The sequence below is a fragment of the Pseudomonas sp. NPDC089752 genome (genome assembly GCF_044748725.1).
Classification (GTDB): Bacteria; Pseudomonadota; Gammaproteobacteria; order Pseudomonadales; family Pseudomonadaceae; genus Aquipseudomonas.
Map to the genome: position 1 here is coordinate 217,578 of NZ_JBIVGP010000007.1, position 22,090 is coordinate 239,667.

The window sequence follows — 22,090 nt, forward strand, 5'->3', positions numbered from 1 at the left end:
GGGGGATTAATACCTTCGGCTGATGCGTTAATGCCCGCGCAGTTGCCGGTCGGGTAACGCCAAGGCGGCCACCAGGCCCAGCAATGCCACCGCTGCGCTGCCCAGCAACAGATGGCGGAAGGTTTCCAGCAAGCGTGCCTGGGTCGTCGGATCCGGCTCGCCTGCCTGCAAGCTCCCCAGCAGTGGATTACCCAGCAGCTCGAAGCCACCTTGGTGCAGCAGCGCCAGCAGCAGGCTGGACATGCACGCCACGCCCATGGCCCCGCCCAGCGAGCGGAACAGGTTGGTGGTGCTGGTGGCCACGCCGATGTCCTTGCTACTTACCGCACTCTGGGTGCCGACCAGCGAGGTCGGGAACTGCAGGCCGCAGGCGATACCGGTCAGCAGCATGAACACGGCGCTGAGCAGCGCGGATTGCGGCGGTGTGATGGCCATGGCGAAGATCGCCACCGGCATCAGCAGCGCGCCAGCGAGAATCTGCGGCTTGTAGCGCCCCGTGAAACTGGTCATGCGTCCGCCGGTAAACGCCCCGATGGGCAGGCCAATCGCCAAAGGCAACAGGTGCAGCGCCGCGCTGTCGGCACCTGCACCGGTGATGCCCTGATAACGCAAGGGCATCAGCATGGTCAGCGAGATCGACTGGAAGCTGGCGAAGAAAATCACTCCCCAACACAAGACGGCCACCGGGTTGCCAAATAGACCGAGGGGCAGCAAGGGCTCCGGGTGGCGGCGTTCGTGACCGATGAACAACACCGTGCCCAGCCCTGCGCAGGCAAACAAGGCCAGCACGGAAGGCGCGCTCCAAGGCTGGCCCTGGCCGACGAGGGTGATGCCCAGCAACAGGCTACCCAATCCCAGAATCAGCAACACCGCCCCGAGATAGTCCACCTGCGCCTGCCGGCGCTGTACCGGCATGCCGCTCAGTGCGCGCTGGATCGCCCACAGGGCGACCAAGCCCAGGGGCAGGTTGATCCAGAACACCCAACGCCACGACATATATTCGGTCAGCCAGCCACCCAGCACCGGCCCGGCAACACTCGCCACGGCATACATGCTGCTGAAATAGCCCTGATAACGCCCTCGTTCGCGGGGCGGGACGAAGTCGCCAATGATCGCCTGGCTCACTGAAACCATGCCGCCAGCGCCGATACCTTGCAGCACCCGCGCCAGCACCAGCTGCTGCATGTCCTGGGCCAGGGCGCAGGCGACCGAGGCCAGGGTGAACAGGCTGATGCCGGTGAGGATCATGCGTCGGCGACCGTACAAATCACCGAGCTTGCCGTAGATCGGCACGGCCACGGTCATCGCCACCATGTAGCCGGAGATTACCCAGGCCAGCAGGCCCACGTCGTTGAACTGGGCGGAAATCGCTGGCAGGGAGACGGCGACGATGGTCTGGTCGAGCGCACCGAGAAAGATCGCCAGCATCAATGCAGTGAGGACGTTGCGCAGGGCGATAGGGGGCAGGGCGGCTGTCACGATGTACCTTCGCTTAACGGACGGTTCATGAGGAGTTTCAAATTGTAACCCGACTTCGGTAGCTTCCTATGTACTATCTGCATCCCCTATGCAAGATCGGCATTGGCGCATTCATCCAGTGCTGCATGGCCGCGTGATATCGTGCATGGGCCGCAGGGGCTGAAATCCGGGGCTTGCACCAGCTTGGTGCAGCAAGTTGTCGCAGGATTTCAGTGCCGCTGTATCCCACACCTTTTATTCCTCTGCCTGCATGTCGAGCATGACCGCCCAGATGGCGACGGTTGGAACAGGTCAGGTAGACCCGATTCAGGGGTCGGTAGCAACCGTTCAATTTCACCTATAAGCGGAGTGATCATGCCCAGGGCTTCCCACCAAGATTTGCGTTTTGCCTTCCGCGAGCTGCTCGCTTCAGGTTCCTGCTACCACACGGCGTCCGTGTTCGACCCGATGTCGGCGCGCATCGCTGCCGATCTAGGTTTCGAAGTCGGTATTCTCGGCGGCTCGGTCGCGTCGTTGCAGGTACTGGCTGCGCCTGACTTTGCCCTGATCACTTTGAGCGAATTCGTCGAGCAGGCCACTCGCATCGGGCGCGTGGCCCAGCTGCCGGTGCTCGCTGATGCCGACCATGGGTACGGCAACGCCCTCAATGTCATGCGCACGGTGATTGAACTGGAGCGTGCCGGCGTCGCTGCGCTGACCATCGAAGATACTCTGCTGCCGGCCCAGTTCGGTCGCAAGTCCACCGACCTGATCCCGGTCGAAGAGGGCGTCGGCAAAATCCGCGCGGCGCTGGAGGCACGAGTCGATTCGTCGCTGTCGATCATCGCCCGGACCAACGCCGGGGTGCTCAGCACCGAAGAAATCATCGTGCGTACCCAGAGCTACCAGAAGGCCGGCGCTGACGGCATCTGCATGGTGGGCGTGAAAGACTTCGAGCAGCTGGAGCAGATTGCCGAGCACCTGACCGTGCCGTTGATGCTGGTGACCTACGCCAACCCCAACCTGCGCGATGACGAGCGCCTGGCGCGTTTGGGCGTGCGCATCGTGGTCGATGGCCACGCCGCGTATTTTGCCGCTATCAAGGCCACCTACGACTGCCTGCGCCTGCAGCGCGGTCAGCAGAACAAGTCGGAAAACCTCAGTGCCACCGAGCTCTCGCACACCTATACCCAGCCCGAGGATTACATCCGCTGGGCCAAGGAGTACATGAGCGTCGAGGAGTGAGCAGGACGCTGCCCTTCACGGCAAACCGGCATCCCACTCAGGCTCATCGCTGAACCGCTGAGCGAGGAAGTCCAACATGCTGCGCAACGTTGCCGGCATGTGCTTGCGTGACGTGTACACCGCGTTCAGGTTCAGCGCTTGTGGTCGCGCATCGGGCAACAGGCGCATCAGTTCGCCCGTGCGCAGGGCCGCCGCAGCCTGATAGGTTGGCAGCATGGCGATCCCGGCGCCGGCCACTGCGGCCTTTTGCAGCGTCAGCGCCTCATTGGCACTGATATTCCCCTCCACCGGCACAGCGACCTGCTGGCCGTCCACATCGAATTGCCAAAGGCTATGGCCGAAGTAGGCATGGGTAAGGCAGTTGTGCCGACTCAGCTCCTCGACCCGCTGCGGCGTACCGTGCTCAAGCAGATAGGCCGGTGCCGCACAGACGACCGATCGGCAAACGGTCAGCCGCCGGGCGATCAGGTTGGGGTCCAGGTCGTTGCTGGTGCGGATGGCCAGGTCGATGCGCTCGTCCACCAGATTGACCGTGCGATCGAGCATCTGCAGTTCGACCTTGACCCCAGGGTAGCGCCGCACGTAGGCGGCCACCGCATCCACCAGCTGTGCCTGGCCGAACGAAGTACTGACGCTGATGCGCAGTGCGCCGCGGGGGGCATCTTCCGGTTGGCGAACGGCGGATTGCAGGTCGCCGGCCAGTTCCAGCAACTGGCGGCAACGGGGTAGGGTCTCCAGGCCGGCGGCGGTCAGGCTCAGTTTGCGCGTGGTGCGCTGCATCAGTCGTGCGCCAACCCATTCTTCCAATTCTGCCAGGTAGCGCGAGACCACCGGCCGCGATAGCTGCAGATGATCCGCCGCTGCCGACTGGCTGCCCAGGTCGACGACGGTGATGAAAACGCGCATGGCGTTGAGACGGTCCATGATCTGCTCGTTTTTAGAAACAAACTATGTTCGAGCATCGCATTTTTTGTCATGGATTTGGCAACTAAGCTGTTGATCATTCTTCTAGCGGACGGTCACAGAGCATGTCGATTTTCACTCCCTTGCGCAGTCTGGTTCTGGCAGGTCTGGCCATGACGGCTCAGGCCCAGGCCGCCGAGCCATTGCAACTGGATATCTACAACCCGGGCCATGAGGCCATCTTCCCGGTCAGCTCGGTGATCGTCAGCGGCGAGAAAGACGCCATCCTGGTCGATGCCCAGTTCGGCAAGGCCCAGGCTGAACAGGTGGTGCAGCGCCTGCGTGCTGGCGGCAAACGCCTGACGACCATCTATATCAGCCATGGCGATCCCGACTACTACTTCGGCCTCGATACCCTCACCCAGGCATTCCCGCAGGCCAAGGTGGTCGCCTCGGCCGCTACCGTTGCCCATATCCGCCAGACCATGGACGCCAAGCTGGCCTACTGGGGCCCGCAGATGGGCGCGGACCAACCGGCGCGCCTGGTGCTACCGCAGGTGCTCGATGGCAATCGCCTGATGCTTGAGGGGCAAGCGCTCGATGTCATGGGGCTGGATGGTCCGCAACCTGAGCGCAGCTTTGTCTGGATCCCCTCGATCAAGGCGGTGGTCGGTGGCGTGGTGGTTTCCGAAAACATCCACGTGTGGATGGCTGATACCCAGTCGGCCAAGTCCCATGTCGACTGGTTGGGCACGCTCACACAAATCGAGCAATTGGCGCCGCGCACCGTGGTGGCCGGGCACTATCTGGGCCAGAGCAAGCATTCGCTCGATGCCGTGCGTTTCACGGCGGGCTATATCCGCGCCTTCGATGCTGAAGCGGCCAAGGCCAAGGATGCCAATGCACTGATTGGCGCGATGAAAAAACGTTACCCGGACCTGGCCGACGAAAGCTCGCTGGAGCTCGGTGCCAAGGTCGCCAAGGGCGAGATGAAGTGGTAATCCCATTCAATTGAAGGAAGGTTCCTCATGAGCAAGATAGCAATCATCGGTGCCACTGGCCGTGCCGGCAGCCAACTGCTGGAAGAAGCCCTGCGCAGGGGGCACAGCGTGCTGGCCATCGCCCGAGACCCCTCATTCCTGCAAGGGCGTGCCGGTGTCACCGTGCAGGCACTCGATGTAAAGGACAGCGCTGCATTGCAAAAGGCTGTCGATGGTGTGGACGCCGTGCTGAGTGCGGCGCATTTCTCGACCATCGAGCCGCATGCGATCATCGAGCCGGTAAAGCGTGCCGGGGTAAAGCGCCTGTTGGTGGTGGGCGGTGCCGGTAGCCTGCTGTTGCCTTCCGGACATCGAGTGATCGACAGCCCGGACTTCCCTGAGGCCTACAAGGCCGAGGCCAGTGCCGGGGTTCGTTTTCTCGACGTGCTGCGCCAGGAGCAGAACCTGGACTGGACCTTCCTGTCGCCCTCGGCAGAGTTCGTCGAAGGCGAGCGCACGGGGCATTACACCTTGGGCAAGGACCATCTGCTGATTGGCGCTGATGGCAAAAGCTGGATTACCTTTGCCGACTTCGCGATTGCCATGCTCGATGAGCTGGAAAAACCGGCGCATTCGAAACAACGGTTTACTGCCGGCTACTAAGGCCTGTCATTGCCCAGCGCGACCTTCCAGCCAGTCCATCAGCTCGATCAGCCCTGCTGGCAGGCTCTTGGCCTGGCTGACCAGGTAATAGCCTTTACCGGTGATCACCTTCAAGCCGAACGGCATGCACAAGCGCCCGCCGCGTAGGTCATCGCCAATCAGCGCCCAATCGCCAATGGCCACCCCAGTGCCTTGGGAGGCCATGGCCATGGCCATGTCCAGGGTCTCGAAATGCTGCTTCGGCCCTTGCAGGTCGAACGCCGCTCCCGCCGACTGCAGCCAGAGGCGCCAATCATGCTCATCCCGCGACGGGTGCAGCAGCATATGGCGCGCCAGGTCCTCGACCTGTTTCAACGGTACCGGCCCCGCCAGTAACGATGGCGCACAGACCGGCGTGAGTTGCTCGTCGAACAGTTTGCGCACCCGCAGCCCATGATTGGGCAAGCTGCCATAGACAACGGCTGCATCGAATCCTTCTCTGCGAAAGTCCACCCCGTGTTGCACCGTGGTGGTCAGTTCCACCGGCACATCCGGGCGCAGTGCTTGCCATTCCATCAAGCGCGGCAGCAACCAGCGCATCACGCAGGTCGGCGCCTTGAGCTGCAGGGTGGTGCTTCGGCCGCCCACCTCGCGTACACCTTGTTCGATCAGCGCGAAAACCTGCTGCACGCGCGGCAGCCAGTCCTGCCCCTCGCGGGTCAGGCTCAAGCCCCGGGCCTGGCGCTGGAACAAGGTGTAACCCAGGTGTTCTTCCAGCCCGGCGATCTGGCGGCTGACGGCACCTTGGCTGATATGCAACTGCTGCGCGGCACGGGTGAAATTGCAGTGCTGGGCGGTGACCAGAAACGTGTGCAAGGCGGGGAGGGGCGGGAGGCGTTTCATCGCGGCAAGCCATGATTACAGGACATGGCTAGTATGTGTTTTTTTGCCTTGTGGCGATAGCTGTGGGTTGGGTCCAATGCGCCTAGATTCCAACAAGATCCAAGGTGAAATCCGATGGCAACCTGCGGCGAAGTACTGGTCAAACTCCTCGAAGGCTATGGCGTAGACCATGTCTTCGGCATCCCCGGCGTGCATACCGTGGAGCTCTACCGCGGATTGGCGGGCTCGTCCATCCGGCACATCACCCCTCGCCACGAGCAGGGCGCTGGGTTCATGGCTGACGGTTATGCGCGCACCCGTGGCACGCCGGGCGTGTGTTTCATCATCACTGGCCCCGGGATGACCAACATCACCACCGCCATGGGGCAGGCCTACGCCGATTCGATCCCGATGCTGGTGATTTCCAGCGTCCAGTCGCGCGACCAACTGGGCGGTGGCCGTGGCAAGTTGCACGAGTTGCCCAACCAGAGCGCGCTGGTGGCTGGCGTCGCGGCCTTCTCGCAAACGCTGATGAGCGCCGACGACCTGCCGCAAGTTCTGGCCCGTGCCTTTGCCGTGTTCGATGGCGCGCGGCCACGCCCGGTGCATATCGAGATCCCGCTGGATGTGCTGGTAGAGCCCGCTGACCACCTGCTGCCAGGGCGTCCGGTTCGCAGCAGCCGCGCAGGCGCCGCGCCGCAGGCCGTGGCACAGATGGCCGAACGCCTGGCCACGGCGCGCAAGCCGTTGATCCTGGCAGGGGGGGGTGCGCTGGCCGCAGGTGCTGTGCTTGCGCGCCTGGCTGAGCATTTGCAGGCCCCGGTAGCGCTGACCATCAATGCCAAGGGCCTGCTGCCGGCAAAACACCCGCTGCAAATGGGTTCGACGCAATCGCTGGTCGCCACCCGTGCGCTGGTGGCGGAGGCCGACGTGGTGCTGGCGATCGGCACCGAGCTGGCCGAGACCGACTACGACGTGACCTTCAAGGGTGGCTTTGAAATCCCCGGTAGCCTGCTGCGCATCGACATCGACCCGGATCAGACCGTGCGCAATTACCTGCCGGAGCTGGCCCTGGTTGCCGATGCCGAACTGGCGGCGCAGGCACTACTCGACCATTTGCAGGCGCTGCCGCAGCCGTCCCGTGATGTCAGCTGGGGAGCAACGCGTGTGCAGCGCCTGCGTGAGGCGCTGAACGCTGATTGGGATCAGCCGACGCTGAGCCAGACCCGCCTGCTGACCAGCATCCTGGAGCGTCTGCCCACTGCCATCCTGGTGGGGGACTCGACCCAGCCGGTGTACACCGGCAACCTGACCCTGGACATGGATCAGCCACGCCGCTGGTTCAATGCCTCGACCGGCTACGGCACCTTGGGTTATGCGCTGCCAGCAGCGATGGGCGCCTGGCTGGGCAGCGCCGAACAACCTGCCGCGCGCTCGCCGGTGGTGTGCCTGATTGGCGATGGCGGCCTGCAGTTTACCCTGCCGGAGCTGGCCAGCGCAGTGGAAGCGCAGGTGCCGTTGATCGTGCTGCTGTGGAATAACCAGGGCTACGAAGAGATCAAGAAGTACATGGTCAACCGCGCGATCGAGCCGGTCGGTGTGGATATCCATACCCCGGACTTCATCGGCGTCGCCCGTGCCTTGGGGGCAGAAGCCGAAGATGTCGGCGATGTGGCGCAACTGCAGGCTGCCCTCGGGCGGGCGGTGGAGCGCCGAGGGCCAACCCTGATCCAGGTCGATCAGAACCAGTGGCAGGCGGCCGTGCAGGGCTGACTTTCAGCTGGCACTGGCACGCAAGCGTGCGACATCGCGGAGCGGTGGCGCACCATACAGCCGGCTGTATTCGCGGCTGAACTGGGACGGGCTTTCATAGCCCACCCGATAACCCGCCACCGCTGCCTCCAGGCCGTCGTTGAGCATCAGCCGCCGCGCCTCCTGCAGGCGCAGCTGCTTCTGGTACTGCAACGGACTCATGGAGGTCACCGCCTTGAACCGGTGGTGCAGGGTGGAGGTGCTGAGGTTGACCTCCCGCGCCAGGTCCTCGATGCGCAGGGGCTGCTGGAAGTTCTGGTTGAGCCAGGTGATGGCCTGGCACACCCGGTGCGTCTGGCTGTTGGCCAGGGCGATTTCGTACAGCCTGTAGCCCTGTGGGCCACGCAGCAGACGGTAAAGGATCTCCCGACGGATCAGCGGCGCCAACATGGCAATGTCACGGGGCGAGTCCAGCAGGCGGATTAGCCGCAGCAGCGCGTCTAGCAGTTGCGGATCGGTTTTTTCCACGAACAGGCCGCGGCCGGACGGCAGGTTGGGGACCAGCATCGGGCCGCTTTCGGCGATCAACTGGCTGATTTCGGCCGGGTCGAGGTCCAGGCGCAGGCCAAGGCACGGGTTTTCCGGGCTGGCATCGAGCTTCGCACCGCTTAGCGGCAGGGCCACCGACACCACCATGTAATGCAACGGGTCGTAAGCGTACTGCTCGTCGCCGAGGAACAGGCTTTTGCTGCCCTGGGCCAGGATGCACAGGGCGGGTTGCGCCACGGACGGTACGGAGCGGACATTCTCGGTGTAGCGCACCAGGTACAGGTCATCGATGGCCGATGCCGGGCCGTGGGCGTCACCACCGTGACGGCTGATCAACTCCGCCAGCTCCAGGCGCTGTACTTCCAGGGTCGGATCGGTGGACGGGGTAGTGGTCATGATGGCTATCCTCTGCTGACCGACGCAGCATAGGTTTGGGCAATGGCGGGCGCTAGTCGAAAGCTGCACGTCGATTGCCTGATCCTGCAGCGCGGCAGGATCAGGCAATCGACGTGCAGTAATGGCCTAACGCGCGATGCGGGGGCGCACCTAATCTTGGCAGCCTGGTTTTTCTGTCCGCCTGCTTCAAGGAGATCGTGCAATGGCCCTTTCACAACCGGTCACCCACTTGGCTTTCATCCGTGCCAGCAGCGGTCGTTCGGCAGAGTTGGGCGCGCGCCTGCGTGACCTGCTCGAACCCTCGCTGAGTACGCCTGGCTGCCTGAGCTTTACTGTACAGCGCTCCCAAGCCGATGCTGACCTGTGGCTGCTTAGCGGTAGCTGGCGCGATCAGCAGGCAATGAGCGGCTATTTCGCCTCGCCGACCCTGCAGTTATTTGGCGAGTTGGTGCAAGCCCAGGTGGTCAGCAGCCTGGACCTGCATACCTTCGATTGAATGCCCCGTCACACAGGTTAGAATGCCGCCTCGATAAACCAGGCGGATAGCAACATGGCACGTAGAGAATTCCCCCATTTCGAAGCGGTTTCGGCGATGGTCCCAGTAGAAGGGGGCGGATACAACGCCGCCATCGCAGTCAAGGCCTTGGGCATGGGCGGCGCGCCGCGTTTCCACAAGGTGCTGGACGGTCAGGTTTTCAAAGGCGCCATGGCGGCCGATGAAGCCGCCTGCACGGAGCTGGAGCGCCTCCAGGGCGTCAGTGAAGACGGCGAGCTGGTCTGGTAGGCAGCGCGTTCGATCAGACCTGCGGCCTGCGCATCTGGAACAGGTTGCCCAGCTCGAAGTAATCCGCCGGGCCACCGCCACGCAAGATCGGTTCGGCGGCGGCCGTGTCGTAGATGCCGTCCTTGAGCAAGTGCTCGGCAATATGCACCGCCACCACTTCGCCAAGAATCAGCCAGCTTGACACCAGTTCCTGGTCGGCACGCTTGAGCTGGACGATCTGGCTCACCTTGCATTCGAAGGCCACCGGGCTTTCGCCCACGCGCGGCACTTGAACGATGCTCGACGGCGTTGCAGTCAAGCCGCTCAGCTGGAATTCGTTCACATCCGCCGCCACTGCCGCACAGCTCTGGTTCATCTGCTCCGCCAGCGGGCGGGTGGCCAGGTTCCAGACGAACTCACCGGTTTGCTCGATATTGTTCAGGCTGTCTTTGCGCCCAACGCTGCAGAATCCGATGATCGGCGGAATGTAGTTGAAAGCGTTGAAGAAGCTGTAAGGCGCTAGGTTCAGTTGGCCTTCGCTGCTCTGCGAAGAGATCCAGCCGATCGGGCGCGGGCCGACGATGGCATTGAACGGGTCGTGGGGCAGGCCGTGGCCTTTGGCGGGTTCGTAGTAGTACATCTGCGTTAGGCCTGCTGGCCCTACCTCTGGGGGGGACGAGGCGCCTAGTGTGCCAATTCTGCGTCCGCCTGAAAATGATCAAGCCCGGCCAAGGCCGGGCGAATGACACGCATCAGTGATCAGCTGAAGCGGTGGGCGTTGGTGCGGTCGAAGCCATTTTCTGCAAAACGCTGGCCGCCGGTGCGATCAAAGCCGTCTTCGGCGAAGCGCTGTGCACCCGTGCGATCAAAACCATCTTCGGCATAAGTGGCTGCTTGCGTCTGAGCGGCTGCGAAGGTGTGTGCGTTGGTACGGTCGAAGCCATCTTCGGCGAAGGCGCCAGTAGCGAAAATCGAGAGGGCCACGGTGAGGATCAGTTTGTTTTTCATGGTCGTTGCTCCGTTGGGTTCGAGAGGTTGCTTGTTTCTATGGATTTGATGTTACGCCTATTAAATTGATTAAAAAGCGCAAATATTCGCATCTAAATATCAGCTAAATAGATCGATCAAGGCGTCTATCCTGCTTGTACGCTTGGCACGTAGCAGGTGACAAAGTGGCGTTTTTTCAGTGATGAGGATGAGGGCGCTGAATTAAAGAAGGGTTAAGTAGGTCACCCGATCTCAAACAAAAAAGGCGCCCCGTCTCCGGAGCGCCTTGTGTTTACCGCTGGATCACTATCAGTCAGTGGTAATCCGCGAATGCTGCTTGGTGTCCTTCATGGTTGCGTACACCAACAGCGAGCAGGCGATGCACGCCGTGACGTACCAGTAGAAACCGCTCTCCATCCCGGCGCTCTTGAACCACAGGGCCACATATTCTGCAGTGCCGCCGAAGATGGACACAGTCAGGGCGTAAGGCAGGCCAACCCCCAGGGCGCGAATTTCGGTTGGGAACAGCTCGGCTTTGACCACGGCATTGATCGAGGTATAGCCACTGACGATGATCAGCGCCGCCATGATCAGGAAGAACGCGCCCCACCAGGTCTGGATGGTGTGCAGGGTGCTGAGGATCGGCACGGTGAACAGAGTGCCGAGCACACCGAAGGCGATCAGGATCGGGCGACGGCCGATCTTGTCGGACAGGCCGCCGATGATCGGCTGCAGGCACATGAACAGGAACAGTGTGGCCGCCGAGATGGTGGTCGAGTCACTGATGCTCATGCCCACGGTGTTGACCAGGTACTTCTGCATGTAGGTGGTGTAGGTGTAGAACGCCAGGGTGCCGCCCATGGTCAGGCCGACCACGGTCATCAATTCCTTGGGATGGCGCAGCAAGGTGCGCATCAGGCTTTCCTTGGCCTTTTCCTTCTTGGTGAACGAGGCGGTTTCTTCCATGCCACGGCGCAGGTACAGGGCAACTACCGCGCACAGCGCGCCGATCACGAAGGGTACACGCCAGCCCCAGGCATACAGTTCCTCGGTAGTCAGCGTCTGCTGCAGGACGATCAGTACCGCCAGGGCGATGAGCTGGCCGGAAATCAGGGTCACGTACTGGAAGCTGGAGAAGAAGCCACGGCGTTCCTTGCTGGCCATCTCGCTGAGGTAAGTGGCAGAGGTGCCGTATTCGCCACCCACCGACAGGCCCTGCATCAGGCGTGCGATGACCAGCAGTACTGGCGCGGCGACGCCGATGGTTTCATAGCCCGGGGTCAGGGCGATGACCAGCGAGCCGGCGCACATCAGCAGTACCGAGGCCATCAGCGCGGCCTTGCGCCCCTTGCGGTCGGCGTACAGGCCCATCAACCAGCCACCGATCGGGCGCATGAGGAAGCCTACGGCGAAGATCGCGGCGGTGTTGAGCAGTTGTGCGGTGGAGTCGCCGGCCGGGAAGAAGGCCTTGGCGAAGTACAGCGAGAATGCGGCGTAGACGTACCAGTCGTACCATTCGACCATGTTGCCGATGGAACCACTGAAAATCGATTTTAGGCGGCTGGCGGTGGTTTTTTCTGTGGCCGGCGCGGCGGCCGCCCCGGTTGGCAGGGAGGTGGCGTTATCCATCAGGGATACCTTCTCGTTGTTTTTGTGGAGCGCGCCTGGGGCGCTGCTTGCCAGGACAATTGCAGAAGGTGTGCCAAATGGGGGCGTTGCGATTCATTTGAGTGCGCGGTGCGCCCTTCGCGGGCAAGCCCGCTCCCACAGGGCCCGTGTGGTTGCTGATGTTGCGCCTTGAATCTGTGGGAGCGGGCTTGCCCCGCGAAGGGCGCGCCGTGAATCTGGAAAGTAAGCGGATTTACGCCCAGTCAGGGTTAACGATCGGCGGAATTCCGCTCATTCCCGAGCTACGAAATCCTCACGCAGCAACCCATGCCGCTGCATCTTTTCATTCAAGGTGCGCCGCGGCAGTTGCAACGCTTCCATCACGCTCTTGATTTCACCTTTATGCAGGCGCAACGCAGCACGCAGGCATTGCGCCTCGAATGTTTCCATCTGCTCGACCAATGACTGGCCCATGACCGCCGAATCACTGTTCGGCGAACTGAGCCCCAGCGCATGCCGCTCTGCCGCGTTGGCCAGCTCACGCACGTTGCCCGGCCAGTCGTGCGATAGCAGCTGTGCCAGCTGCGTGCCCGACAGCGCTGCAGCAGTCCGGCCCAGCTTGCTGGCTGCGGCATGGGCGAAATGCTCGAACAACAGGGGGATGTCCTCACGCCGCTCCCGCAGCGGTGCCAGACGCAGCTCGGCGACATTCAAGCGATACGCCAGGTCTTCGCGAAAACGCCCGGCACGGGCTTCTTCCAGCAAATCGGGCTTGGTCGCGGCGATGATTCGCAAGTCGACGCTGATGCTCTGGTTGGCCCCCAACCGCTCCAGTTTTTGTTCCTGGATCACCCGCAGCAGCTTGGCCTGCTGGGCCAGCGGCATGCTTTCGATTTCGTCGAGGAACACCGTGCCGCCGTTGGCATACTCCAGCTTGCCAATGCGCTTGCCCTGTGCCCCGGTAAAGGCGCCGCTCTCATGGCCGAAGAGCTCGGCCTCGAACAGTGTCTCGGGGATCGCTGCGCAGTTGAGCGCGACGAAAGGTTTGCCGGCGCGTGGGCCGAAGTCGTGCAGGCAGCGCGCCACTCGCTCCTTGCCACTACCGGTTTCGCCACGGATCAGCACATTGACCGGTAGGCTGGCCAGGTCGAGCACCTGTCGGCGCAGCTGCTGCAGGCCTTGAGACATGCCCAGCAGGGTGGCTTCCAGGCGTGACTTGAGGTCGGCCTGTTCATGCAGGCGGCGGTTTTCCAGGACTAGCTGGCGTTTCTCCAGGGCGCGTCGCAAGCTGCCCAGCAGATGCTGCGGCGTGAAGGGTTTTTCGAGGAAGTCATAGGCGCCATTGCGCATGGCCTCGACCGCCATCGGTACATCGCCGTGGCCGGTCAGCAGGATGACTGGCAGGTCCGGGTCATCGGCCTGCAAGCGTTCGAGCAGTTGCAGGCCACCCATGCCCGGCATGCGCACGTCACTGATGACCACACCCGGAAAGTGCTGCGGCAGGTGCGCCAGGCAATCCTCCGCACGGGCGAACAGTTGCACGCTGAAACCGGACAGGTTCAGCCATTGCTCGACAGCGCTGCGGATACTCGCTTCATCATCGATGACGATCACTGAATTCAGCATACGGGCTCCGAGTCGCGGGGCAGGGTAAAACTCAGGCGCGCACCGCCTGGCAGATTTTCGGCGTGCAGCTGTCCGCCGGCCTCGACGATGATGCCATAGGATATCGCCAGGCCCAGTCCAAGGCCTTCACCTACCGGTTTGGTGGTAAAGAACGGGTCGAAGACCTTGGCCAGGTCGGTGTCGGCAATCCCTCCGCCAGAGTCGAGGACGCTCAGGCGCCACTGGCCCTGTTCGGGTTCGATGCGGATTTCCAGGCGCTTGTAGCGTTTGTCCGCCATGGCGTCGAGGGCGTTGTGCAGCAGGTTGATCAGCACCTGCTCCAGGCGGATCGCGTCGCCGCGCACCCAGGCCGGGCGGGCGAGGTAGAGCGCCACTTCGACCTCGTCGTTGCGCATGCGTGTGTCCAGCAGATGCAGGGCCTGATCGACAACGGACGCCAGGTCCAGCCGTTCGCGCAGGCCGACCGGGCTGTTGCGGGCAAAGGTTTTCAAGTGGCTGGTGAGCGCAGCCATGCGCGTGAGCATTTGTTCAAGCGGCTCCAGCGCCTGGCGCGCTTCGTCGTAGCGGGCGTGATCAAGCAGCAGGCGCAGGGTTTCCAGCTGCATGCGCTGGGTGGTCAGCGGCTGATTGATCTCGTGGGCCATGGCGGCGGACATCTGACCGAGTGCGGCCAGTTTCGCCGATTGCACCAAGCCCTCCTGGGCGGTGCGCAGTTCGCGGGTGCGTTCCTCGACCTGGCGCTTGAGCTCTTCGCGGCTGCGCTGGCGCAGCCGGGCCAGGCGCAGGCGCTGGCTGACGAACAGCGCGGCGAACACCAGGCTCAGCCATACGGCGGCAGCGCCCAGCGCAGCGTTACGGCCAGCGGTTGCCACCTGGGGCTTGCGCAGCAGGTGCAAGGTCCAGTCTTCGCTTGCCAGCGGCAGGCTTTCCCACAGGTATTCGGCCGACCCACCGGGGCCCTGCACTCGGCTCAGATGACTATGCTCGGCAAAGCGCGTCAGCACTTGATGCTGTAGCGGCACCAATGGCTGCTTGTCGTACTGGCGGGTCTCGGCCAGTTCGGCGCGGTCGGCGCCTTCGAGTGGCTGCAGCTCTCGATAGCGCCATCCGTCCTGGTTGGCGATGAAGGTGATGCCGCGCGCGTCGCTGACCAGCAGGATATCGCTGCCTTGACGCCACTCGCGCTCCAGTTCGGGGAACTCCAGCTTGACCACCATGGCGCCAAGGAAGCGCCCCTGTTCGTCGGTAACCGCGCTGGCCAGGAAGTAACCAGGCACGCCACTGGTCACACCGACCGCATAGAAACGACCGCTACCTTGACTGCGGGTTTGCTTGAAATAGGGGCGAAAGCCGTAGTTGGAGCCGACGTAGGTCGTCGGCAGGCGCCAGTTGCTGGCCGCAACGGCCAGGCCGGTTCGATCGAGCAGCTCAAGCGTCGAGGAATTGGCCGCGCCGTTGATGCGTTCGAGCTTGCGATTCAGCGCGTCCTGCACCTGTTCGCTGACCGGACCCCGCAGCGCCTGAATCAGCTCCGGATCCAGTGCCAGGACGGCAGGCAGGGCGCGGTAGCGTTCGATCAGGGTATGCAGCGAGGTGGCGTACAGACCCAGTTGCTGACTGGCGCGGCGGGCGTCATCTTCCATGGCCTGGCGCTTGGCCTGATGCAGAGCCCAGCCCGCGCTGAGCGCGGTGCCCAGCAGGATCAGCAGGGTGATCAGCCCCAGACGCAGGGCGCGAAAGGATAATGGCATGAGACGGGCCTGGAGTATGGAGAGACTTGTTCCGGCCCATTCGCGGGCAAGCCCGCTCCCACAGATACCGCGCCGCACTCGAAGTCAGCGCTGTACCTGTGGGAGCGGGCTTGCCCGCGAAGAGGCCGGGGCTACCGACCGACTTCTTACAGCAGTTCGAAACTCTGTTGCTGTATGGCTTCGGAATCCAACCCAATCTGGACATTGAACTCACCAGGCTCGGCCACCCGTTGCAGCTGGCCATTGTAGAACTTCAGATCTTCCTCACTGATGCGGAAGGTCACGGTTCGCGACTCACCGGCCTTGAGCATCAGCTTGTGGAAGTTCTTCAGTTCCTTGACCGGGCGGCTCATGGACGCCGATACATCCTGCAGGTAAAGCTGCACCACGGTTTCCCCGTCAAGCTTGCCGGTGTTCTTCACCGTCACTTTGGCTTCCAGCGAGTCGCCGCGCTTGAGGTCCCTGGCCGACAGGTTAAGCCCAGACAGTTCGAAACTGCTGTAGCTCAGGCCATAACCGAACGGATACAACGGGCCATTGGGTTCTTCGAAATACTGAGAGGTGTAGTTGCCAGGTTTACCTGGGGTGAAGGGCCGACCGATGCGCGTGTGGTTGTAGAACATCGGAATCTGCCCGACCGAGCGCGGGAAGGTGATGGCCAGCTTGCCCGACGGGTTGTAGTCGCCGAACAACACGTCGGCAATGGCGTTACCGCCTTCAGTGCCAGCGAACCAGGTTTCCAGGATGGCGTCAGCCTGCTCGCGTTCCCAGGCGATCGACAGCGGGCGGCCGTTCATGAGCACCAGTACCAGGGGTTTGCCGGTGGCTTTCAACGCTTTGATCAGGTCGCGCTGGACCGCCGGAATTTCCAGGGTGGTACGGCTTGAGGATTCGTGCGACATGCCGCGGGACTCACCGACTACGGCCACCACCACGTCAGATTGCTTGGCGGCCCTGACCGCTTCATCGATCAGCACGGCGGCCGGGCGCGGGTCGTCGACGATTTCCGGAGCAGCGAAGTTGAGGAAGTTCAGGTATTCGAAGATCGCCTTGTCGCCAGTAATGTTCGAACCCCTGGCATAGACCAGCTTGGCCTTGCCGTCCACGGCGCGGCGCAAGCCTTCGCGCACGGTGACCGAGTGCATCGGCTGCCCGTCGGCAGCCCAGCTGCCCATCATGTCGATCGGCGCATCGGCCAACGGGCCGACCAGAGCGATGGTGCCAGCTTTTTTCAACGGCAGGGTCTGCTGGCGGTTTTCCAGCAGCACCAGGCTGCGGCGCGCCACATCGCGGGCGGCGTCGCGGTGCAGGCGGTCCTCGCCGTAGTAATCCTTGAGGTCGGTTTCGGCCTTGCCGATGCGCACATAAGGGTCTTTGAACAAGCCCATGTCGTACTTGGCCCCGAGCACTTCACGCACGGCCTGGTCCAGCTCAGCCTGGGTCACTTCGCCGTCTTTGAGCAGGCCTGGCAGCTCTTCACCGTACAAGGTGTCGTTCATGCTCATGTCGATGCCGGCCTTGATCGCCAGCTTGGCCGCCTCACGGCCGTCGCGGGCGACGCCATGGCGAATCAGCTCCTGGATGGCGCCGTGGTCGCTGATGGTCACGCCCTTGAAGCCCCACTCCTTGCGCAGCAGGTCGTTCATCAGCCAGGTGTTGGAGGTGGCCGGCACGCCATTGATCGAGTTCAGCGCGACCATCACCCCGCCGGCACCGGCGTCGAGCGCGGCGCGGTAGGGCGGCAGGTAGTCGTTGTACATCTTTGGCAGGCTCATATCGACCGTGTTGTAGTCGCGCCCGCCTTCCACCGCGCCATACAGGGCGAAGTGCTTGACGATGGCCATGATGCTGTCGGCGTTGGCCGGGCTGCTGCCCTGGAACGAGCGCACCATCACCTGGCCGATCTTCGAGGTCAGGTAGGTGTCTTCGCCGAAGCCTTCGCTGGTGCGGCCCCAACGAGGGTCGCGGGCGATGTCGACCATGGGCGCGAAGGTCATGTCCAGGGCGTCGGCAGAGGCCTCGATGGCCGAGGTGCGGCCGACCTTGGCGATGGCGTCCATGTCCCAGGTGGCGGCCAGCCCCAGGCCGATCGGGAAGATGGTGCGTTCGCCATGAATGGTGTCGTAGGCGAAGAACATCGGGATCTTCAGGCGACTGCGCATGGCGGCGTCCTGCATCGGCCGGTTCTCGGGCGCAGTGCGCGAGTTGAACGTACCGCCGATGCGCCCGGCAGCGATTTCCTCGCGGATTTTCGCGTGCGGCATCTCCGGGCCGATGCTGATCAGGCGCAGTTGGCCGATTTTCTCGGCCTCTGTCATCTGGCCGATCAGGTGCTCGATGAACGCCTGCTTGTCTTGCAGGGGCGGGGCGGAGGGGGCGGCAAGGGCCGCCTGACTGGCAAGGCCCATCATGGCCAGGCCCAGCAAAGACAGTTTCATCATGAATTCCATTGTCGAGGCCTGTGCCGTATCCACAGTGATACGTGCGCGGCCGAAGTTTTCAGGCGGCTATTGTTGTACGATTCACAGGCGTTAGTTCCAGCGGCGGATTATGCCTGAATATGTAGGCCGCTGAGGAACACCCGATGCCGGGACTACAACAATAAGAACGATCCAGAGACCGATGGCATGACCCCCCTCAACGAATACGAGCAGCGCCAGATCGCCGAGGCCATCGCCCGCGTGGAACGGCGTACCGATGCCGAGTTGGTGACCGTGCTGGCCCGGCGCGCCGATGACTATGCCTACCTGCCGCTGTTCTGCGCCGCCGTGCTGGCGCTGGCCATTCCTGGGCTGTTGCAGTGGCTGCTGGGCTGGCCGGGTGCACGCGGCCTGCTGGTGGCCAACGTGCTGCTGTTCGTTGGGTTGTGCATGGTACTGCGCCAACCGCGCATGGCCACCTGGCTGATCCCTGCTGCCCTGCGCCGCTGGCGGGCATCGCGTCTGGCGCGGCAACAGTTTCGCGAACAGAACCTGCGGCACACGGCGAGTGGCACTGGGGTGCTGATCTTTGTCGCCGAAGCGGAGCGGCATGTGGAAATTCTCGTCGATCAAGGCATCGATCGCCATCTCGATGCAAAGGCCCGCGCGATCATCGTTGCCCGTTTTACCCTGCAGGTGCAGCAAGGCCGGACGTTGCAAGGCTTCGTGGACTGCATCGAGGCCTGCGGTGATCGGTTGAGCGAACACGTACCGCGGACCCATGCGCGCAATGAGCTGCCCAACCGCCTGGTGATCCTCGACTAGCCACGCCCATCGCGAAAACCTTCGCCTGGGGCAGGCATCGACGTAGAATGCGCGGCATTGCGCAACGCGCTCCCCGCTACCCGAGGCACCTGTTTTCCATGTCCGCCAGTATTCCCGCTACTTCCGCGCCGGATGCGCGCGCCCAGTTTCTCGAGCTGCTGAGCGCCGCCTTGCACGGCAACACCTTGGTCAAGCTGGTGCTGGCGCGCCCTGTCGGCGCCGATCAGACCTTGCAGCGGATCATCGCCAAACCGGTGCAGGTGAAAGGGCAGCCGAACCTGTCGCTGGTGTATCGCCACCAGACCCGCGACATCACCCGCAACGTGCCGCTGGACCAGGCGCTGGCGCTGGTCGCTGAACTGCTGCCGGACGGCTTTCGCAATGCCCACCTGTTCGATGGCGAGGGCGAGCTGCAGCTGACCTTCAGCAAGAAGGGCAAGCCGATGCTCCAGCGCCACGGTGCCCAGCCGCCCCGCGAGGTGGCTGCCAGCACTGGCCACGACCGCGAGAAGAAGCGCTACCTGGCGTTGTCGCGGCCATTCCTTCGCGACCTGGGTGTGACCGATGCGCAGGGCGCACTGATCCCTTCCATGTCGCGCAAATGGAAGCAGATCAACAAGTTCATCGAGGTATTCGAGCACGCCCTGGCCAATGCCCCGGTGCCTGAGCAGCAGGCATTGCGGGTGGCTGACTTCGGCTCGGGCAAGGGCTACCTGACCTTCGCCATGCATGATTACCTGCGCAACACGCTGGCGCGCGAGGCTCAGGTGACTGGTGTGGAGCTGCGCCAGGACATGGTCGACCTGTGCAACGCTGCTGCGTCGCGCCTGGACCACCCGGGGCTGGAGTTCCAGTGCGGCGACGTACGCAGCGTGGTACCCGAAGCCATCGAGGTGATGATCGCCCTGCACGCGTGCGACATCGCCACTGATTACGCGATCCATACCGGCATCCGCTGCAATGCCGCGATCATCATGTGTTCGCCGTGCTGCCACAAGCAGATCCGCCCGCAGCTGCACAGCCCTGGGCTGTTGCAGCCGATGCTGCAGTACGGGCTGCACCTGGGCCAGCAGGCTGAAATGCTGACCGACAGCTTGCGCGCGCTGTACCTGGAAGCCTGTGGTTACGAGACCAAGGTGTTCGAGTTCATCTCGCTGGAGCACACCAACAAGAACAAGATGATTCTTGCGGTGAAGCGTAAACAGCCGGTGGAGGCGGGGGCGTTGCTGGAGAAGATTGCGCAGCTCAAGGCGTTTTATGGGGTGCAGGAGCATTGCCTGGAGACATTGTTGCGCGGTGATGGGTTGATCGCCGGTTAGCAAAGCCTGTTGAGCTCAATTCTCGAAAGCGCGTAGGAGGCTTCCCAAACACTTCTTTCCACCCCCTTGAGCGTCTAGCAATCTGTAGTGTAGTGGCCATGATCTATTCAAGTTGTCATTTGACAACCAAGAGATGATGAGCCCACACTGGAGAAGATGTGATGTCGCGCCCGAGTCACGCCAGGAAAGAGGTCGAGCAGGCCTTGAGGCACGCTGAGTCCCAAGGATGGAGAGTCGTTGCGGGTGGTGGGCACTGTTGGGGGAAGTTGTATTGCCCCTTCAACGATGCTGATTGTCGATGCGGGGAACATTGCATCACCAGCATCTGGAGCACCCCAAAGAATCCAGGCAATTTTGCCCGTCAGCTAAGACGCGTAGTGGACAATTGCGCGGGTACGGGGCCTACGGACGCCGCATTGAAGGCGGGTGAGGAGCAATGACGATGGAATATGAGTTCACCCTCAAGTACCAACTGATCGAAGACGAAGATGTGGATGCGCTTCTCGAGCGCTTGGCCGAAGCAGGATGTGAGGATGCGTTGGTCGGGGTCGGTCAACCTGGCCGCCTGTCCCTGGAGTTTGTACGGGAGTCGCCGAGCGCCGAGGAGGCGATCGAGAGCGCGCTCAGGGATGTTCGTACTGCGGTCCCTGGTGCGCGGCTGATCGAGGCCACGCCAGACCTCGTCGGGCTTACTGATGTGGCAGAGATCGTAGGTGTATCTCGCCAGAACATGCGCAAATTGATGCTGGCGCATATGCACAGCTTTCCAGCGCCCATGCATGAAGGCAGCACGTCGCTCTGGCATCTCGCCGATGTGCTGGCCTGGCTTCAGGCGAGGGGAAGTTACGCCATCGGGCAGCAGACGCTGGATCTGGCCCGGGTTGCGATGACCGTCAACGTATCAAGCGCCCATGCGCGGGTATTCAATCGACCGGTAGGTTTGGCTCATTGAAGATGTGTCGTTGGGGCAGCCTCAGCGGCGTCCAGTCGGCACATCAATTGCCAACTCCGCAAGCCCCAACGGATGCGTACTCGCATCGAAGAAATGCAGCGCCGTCTCTGTCAGATCACCAAACCGCTCAACGAAATGCTGCTTCTGATTGATCACTGAAGCCTCGTTCAACGGCCGAATAGCAATCGAAAGATGCGCCGGCCGCGCTTGGCGAATGGCGTCGAGCAGGTGCTGGTCGCTGCTGTCCAGATGCTGCCCGAACAGGCACAGCCCCTGGCTTTCCTGTGCCAATTGTCCCAGGCACCAGCCCAGGTAATCCGAATTGCGGATCGCGCGCAGCTTCTCGTCGCTGCGGTCTTCGTTGATGAACAATGGCACTTCACCGGGAATGTTCACGGCAAAGCCGTCGAGCAATTCAGCGCTTTCGGCACTGCGCTGGCGGGTGGCGCCGTCCGGCAGCTTGAGCAGGTGCAGGCCACCATGCAGGTGCAGCATGCGCGTACCAGTAGCCTGCGTGCGGCGCACATCGAAGAAACCCTGTTCATCGAACAGCGCGGCGAAGCCTTGTGGGGCGTGCTGCACGGCCCAGGGCAGGATCAGGTCGTAATTGCTGGTGTAAACGCTGCGATAACTGCGTAAGGCCTGGTTGATCGACGCCAGGCTGGCCGCCGGCATCAGTGGCCAGGGGAGGTGCACGGTGCGCACGGCGTGGATCAGCGCTTCCTTGATCGAGTAATAGCGGTTCAGCGGGGCGGTGGAGTTGATCGCCAGGGCGGCGTTGGCGCGCACCGTATGGTTGAGCGTGCTCAGTACCGGCTCGAACAGCTCCGTGCCCAGCGACTTGAACAAGGCTTGGTCGCTGATCGCCAGGCCCTTTTTGCGCCCGGCGCGTTGCGCTTGCTCGAACAACGAAAAATAGCCGAACGGCTTCCACAGTGCCCGGCTGGCGCCGTTGCCCAGTAGCAGGGCATCGCACGGATGGCGTTGAGCGAGTTCTTGCCAGGTGGAGAGGTGGGCGTCGAGTGCGGGCAT

General features: G+C 62.7%; 20 protein-coding genes and 1 pseudogene. 10 read left to right on the forward strand and 11 right to left on the reverse strand.

Translation table 11 applies throughout. The annotated features are described in order from the left end of the window. Positions 1–27: 27 nt before the first annotated feature. Positions 28–1,479, reverse strand: coding sequence for an MDR family MFS transporter (locus tag ACIPZF_RS14130; protein ID WP_400800210.1), 1,452 nt, complete (start codon positions 1,477–1,479; stop codon positions 28–30). 354 nt (positions 1,480–1,833) lie between these two features. Here ACIPZF_RS14130 and ACIPZF_RS14135 point away from each other — a divergent pair, with 354 nt between their 5' ends. Next, on the forward strand, positions 1,834–2,703 hold the full coding sequence (locus tag ACIPZF_RS14135; RefSeq protein WP_400800213.1) for an oxaloacetate decarboxylase: 870 nt from the start codon (positions 1,834–1,836) through the stop codon (positions 2,701–2,703). Between the two features lie 15 nt (positions 2,704–2,718). Here ACIPZF_RS14135 and ACIPZF_RS14140 read toward each other — a convergent pair whose 3' ends face one another. Continuing rightward, the gene (locus ACIPZF_RS14140; protein ID WP_400800216.1) at positions 2,719–3,627 is read right to left on the reverse strand and encodes a LysR family transcriptional regulator; all 909 of its coding nucleotides are present in this window, start codon (positions 3,625–3,627) and stop codon (positions 2,719–2,721) included. A gap of 104 nt (positions 3,628–3,731) precedes the next feature. Between ACIPZF_RS14140 and ACIPZF_RS14145 the strand changes: the two genes are divergently transcribed. Both ACIPZF_RS14145 and ACIPZF_RS14150 read left to right on the forward strand, forming a co-directional pair. Next, positions 3,732–4,607, forward strand: a complete 876-nt coding sequence (locus tag ACIPZF_RS14145) for an MBL fold metallo-hydrolase (RefSeq protein ID WP_400800219.1) — start codon at positions 3,732–3,734, stop codon at positions 4,605–4,607. Positions 4,608–4,634: 27 nt separating this feature from the next. Then, a complete protein-coding gene (locus ACIPZF_RS14150; RefSeq protein WP_400800222.1) occupies positions 4,635–5,249 on the forward strand; it encodes an NAD(P)-dependent oxidoreductase in 615 nt (204 codons plus the stop codon). A 6-nt stretch (positions 5,250–5,255) separates the two neighbouring features. Here ACIPZF_RS14150 and ACIPZF_RS14155 read toward each other — a convergent pair whose 3' ends face one another. Continuing rightward, on the reverse strand, positions 5,256–6,131 hold the full coding sequence (locus tag ACIPZF_RS14155) for a LysR substrate-binding domain-containing protein (protein ID WP_400800224.1): 876 nt from the start codon (positions 6,129–6,131) through the stop codon (positions 5,256–5,258). A gap of 114 nt (positions 6,132–6,245) precedes the next feature. On the opposite strand from ACIPZF_RS14155, the gene ACIPZF_RS14160 reads away from it, so the two are divergent. After that, a complete protein-coding gene (locus ACIPZF_RS14160; RefSeq protein WP_400800227.1) occupies positions 6,246–7,883 on the forward strand; it encodes a 5-guanidino-2-oxopentanoate decarboxylase in 1,638 nt (545 codons plus the stop codon). Between the two features lie 3 nt (positions 7,884–7,886). On the opposite strand, the gene ACIPZF_RS14165 is transcribed toward ACIPZF_RS14160, so the two are convergent. Then, positions 7,887–8,807: an AraC family transcriptional regulator N-terminal domain-containing protein gene (locus tag ACIPZF_RS14165; RefSeq protein WP_400800230.1), complete on the reverse strand. Its 921-nt coding sequence runs from the start codon at positions 8,805–8,807 to the stop codon at positions 7,887–7,889. A gap of 202 nt (positions 8,808–9,009) precedes the next feature. Between ACIPZF_RS14165 and ACIPZF_RS14170 the strand changes: the two genes are divergently transcribed. Further along, the gene (locus ACIPZF_RS14170) at positions 9,010–9,303 is read left to right on the forward strand and encodes a putative quinol monooxygenase (protein WP_400800233.1); all 294 of its coding nucleotides are present in this window, start codon (positions 9,010–9,012) and stop codon (positions 9,301–9,303) included. A gap of 54 nt (positions 9,304–9,357) precedes the next feature. Continuing rightward, the gene (locus ACIPZF_RS14175) at positions 9,358–9,591 is read left to right on the forward strand and encodes a hypothetical protein (protein WP_400800235.1); all 234 of its coding nucleotides are present in this window, start codon (positions 9,358–9,360) and stop codon (positions 9,589–9,591) included. A gap of 13 nt (positions 9,592–9,604) precedes the next feature. Here ACIPZF_RS14175 and ACIPZF_RS14180 read toward each other — a convergent pair whose 3' ends face one another. The 6 genes and pseudogenes from ACIPZF_RS14180 to bglX form a co-directional block, all read right to left on the reverse strand. After that, entirely contained in the window at positions 9,605–10,210 is a 606-nt protein-coding gene (locus ACIPZF_RS14180) for a flavin reductase family protein (protein WP_400800238.1), read from the reverse strand. A 122-nt stretch (positions 10,211–10,332) separates the two neighbouring features. Then, positions 10,333–10,578 (reverse strand): annotated as a pseudogene (locus ACIPZF_RS14185) (hypothetical protein); the annotation flags it as partial. Positions 10,579–10,866: 288 nt separating this feature from the next. After that, on the reverse strand, positions 10,867–12,186 hold the full coding sequence (locus tag ACIPZF_RS14190; RefSeq protein WP_400800241.1) for an MFS transporter: 1,320 nt from the start codon (positions 12,184–12,186) through the stop codon (positions 10,867–10,869). A 270-nt stretch (positions 12,187–12,456) separates the two neighbouring features. Continuing rightward, positions 12,457–13,791, reverse strand: coding sequence for a sigma-54-dependent transcriptional regulator (locus ACIPZF_RS14195; protein ID WP_400800244.1), 1,335 nt, complete (start codon positions 13,789–13,791; stop codon positions 12,457–12,459). Beyond that, entirely contained in the window at positions 13,785–15,542 is a 1,758-nt protein-coding gene (locus ACIPZF_RS14200) for an ATP-binding protein (protein ID WP_400800247.1), read from the reverse strand. Before ACIPZF_RS14200 ends, ACIPZF_RS14195 begins: the two co-directional genes overlap by 7 nt. A 146-nt stretch (positions 15,543–15,688) precedes the next feature. Next, positions 15,689–17,983, reverse strand: coding sequence for a beta-glucosidase BglX (gene bglX, locus ACIPZF_RS14205; protein WP_400800249.1), 2,295 nt, complete (start codon positions 17,981–17,983; stop codon positions 15,689–15,691). 186 nt (positions 17,984–18,169) lie between these two features. Here bglX and ACIPZF_RS14210 point away from each other — a divergent pair, with 186 nt between their 5' ends. The 4 genes from ACIPZF_RS14210 (at position 18,170) to ACIPZF_RS14225 (ending at position 21,058) form a co-directional block, all read left to right on the forward strand. Continuing rightward, positions 18,170–18,787 carry a TPM domain-containing protein gene (locus ACIPZF_RS14210; RefSeq protein ID WP_400800252.1) on the forward strand — a complete coding sequence of 206 codons (618 nt, stop codon included), beginning with the start codon at positions 18,170–18,172 and terminating at the stop codon, positions 18,785–18,787. A gap of 98 nt (positions 18,788–18,885) precedes the next feature. Next, positions 18,886–20,106 carry a class I SAM-dependent methyltransferase gene (locus tag ACIPZF_RS14215; RefSeq protein ID WP_400800255.1) on the forward strand — a complete coding sequence of 407 codons (1,221 nt, stop codon included), beginning with the start codon at positions 18,886–18,888 and terminating at the stop codon, positions 20,104–20,106. Positions 20,107–20,267: 161 nt separating this feature from the next. Continuing rightward, positions 20,268–20,546 carry a hypothetical protein gene (locus ACIPZF_RS14220; protein ID WP_400800258.1) on the forward strand — a complete coding sequence of 93 codons (279 nt, stop codon included), beginning with the start codon at positions 20,268–20,270 and terminating at the stop codon, positions 20,544–20,546. 2 nt (positions 20,547–20,548) lie between these two features. Further along, positions 20,549–21,058, forward strand: coding sequence for a helix-turn-helix transcriptional regulator (locus tag ACIPZF_RS14225; protein WP_400800261.1), 510 nt, complete (start codon positions 20,549–20,551; stop codon positions 21,056–21,058). A gap of 21 nt (positions 21,059–21,079) precedes the next feature. Here ACIPZF_RS14225 and ACIPZF_RS14230 read toward each other — a convergent pair whose 3' ends face one another. Further along, the gene (locus ACIPZF_RS14230) at positions 21,080–22,090 is read right to left on the reverse strand and encodes a DUF4917 family protein (protein ID WP_400800264.1); all 1,011 of its coding nucleotides are present in this window, start codon (positions 22,088–22,090) and stop codon (positions 21,080–21,082) included.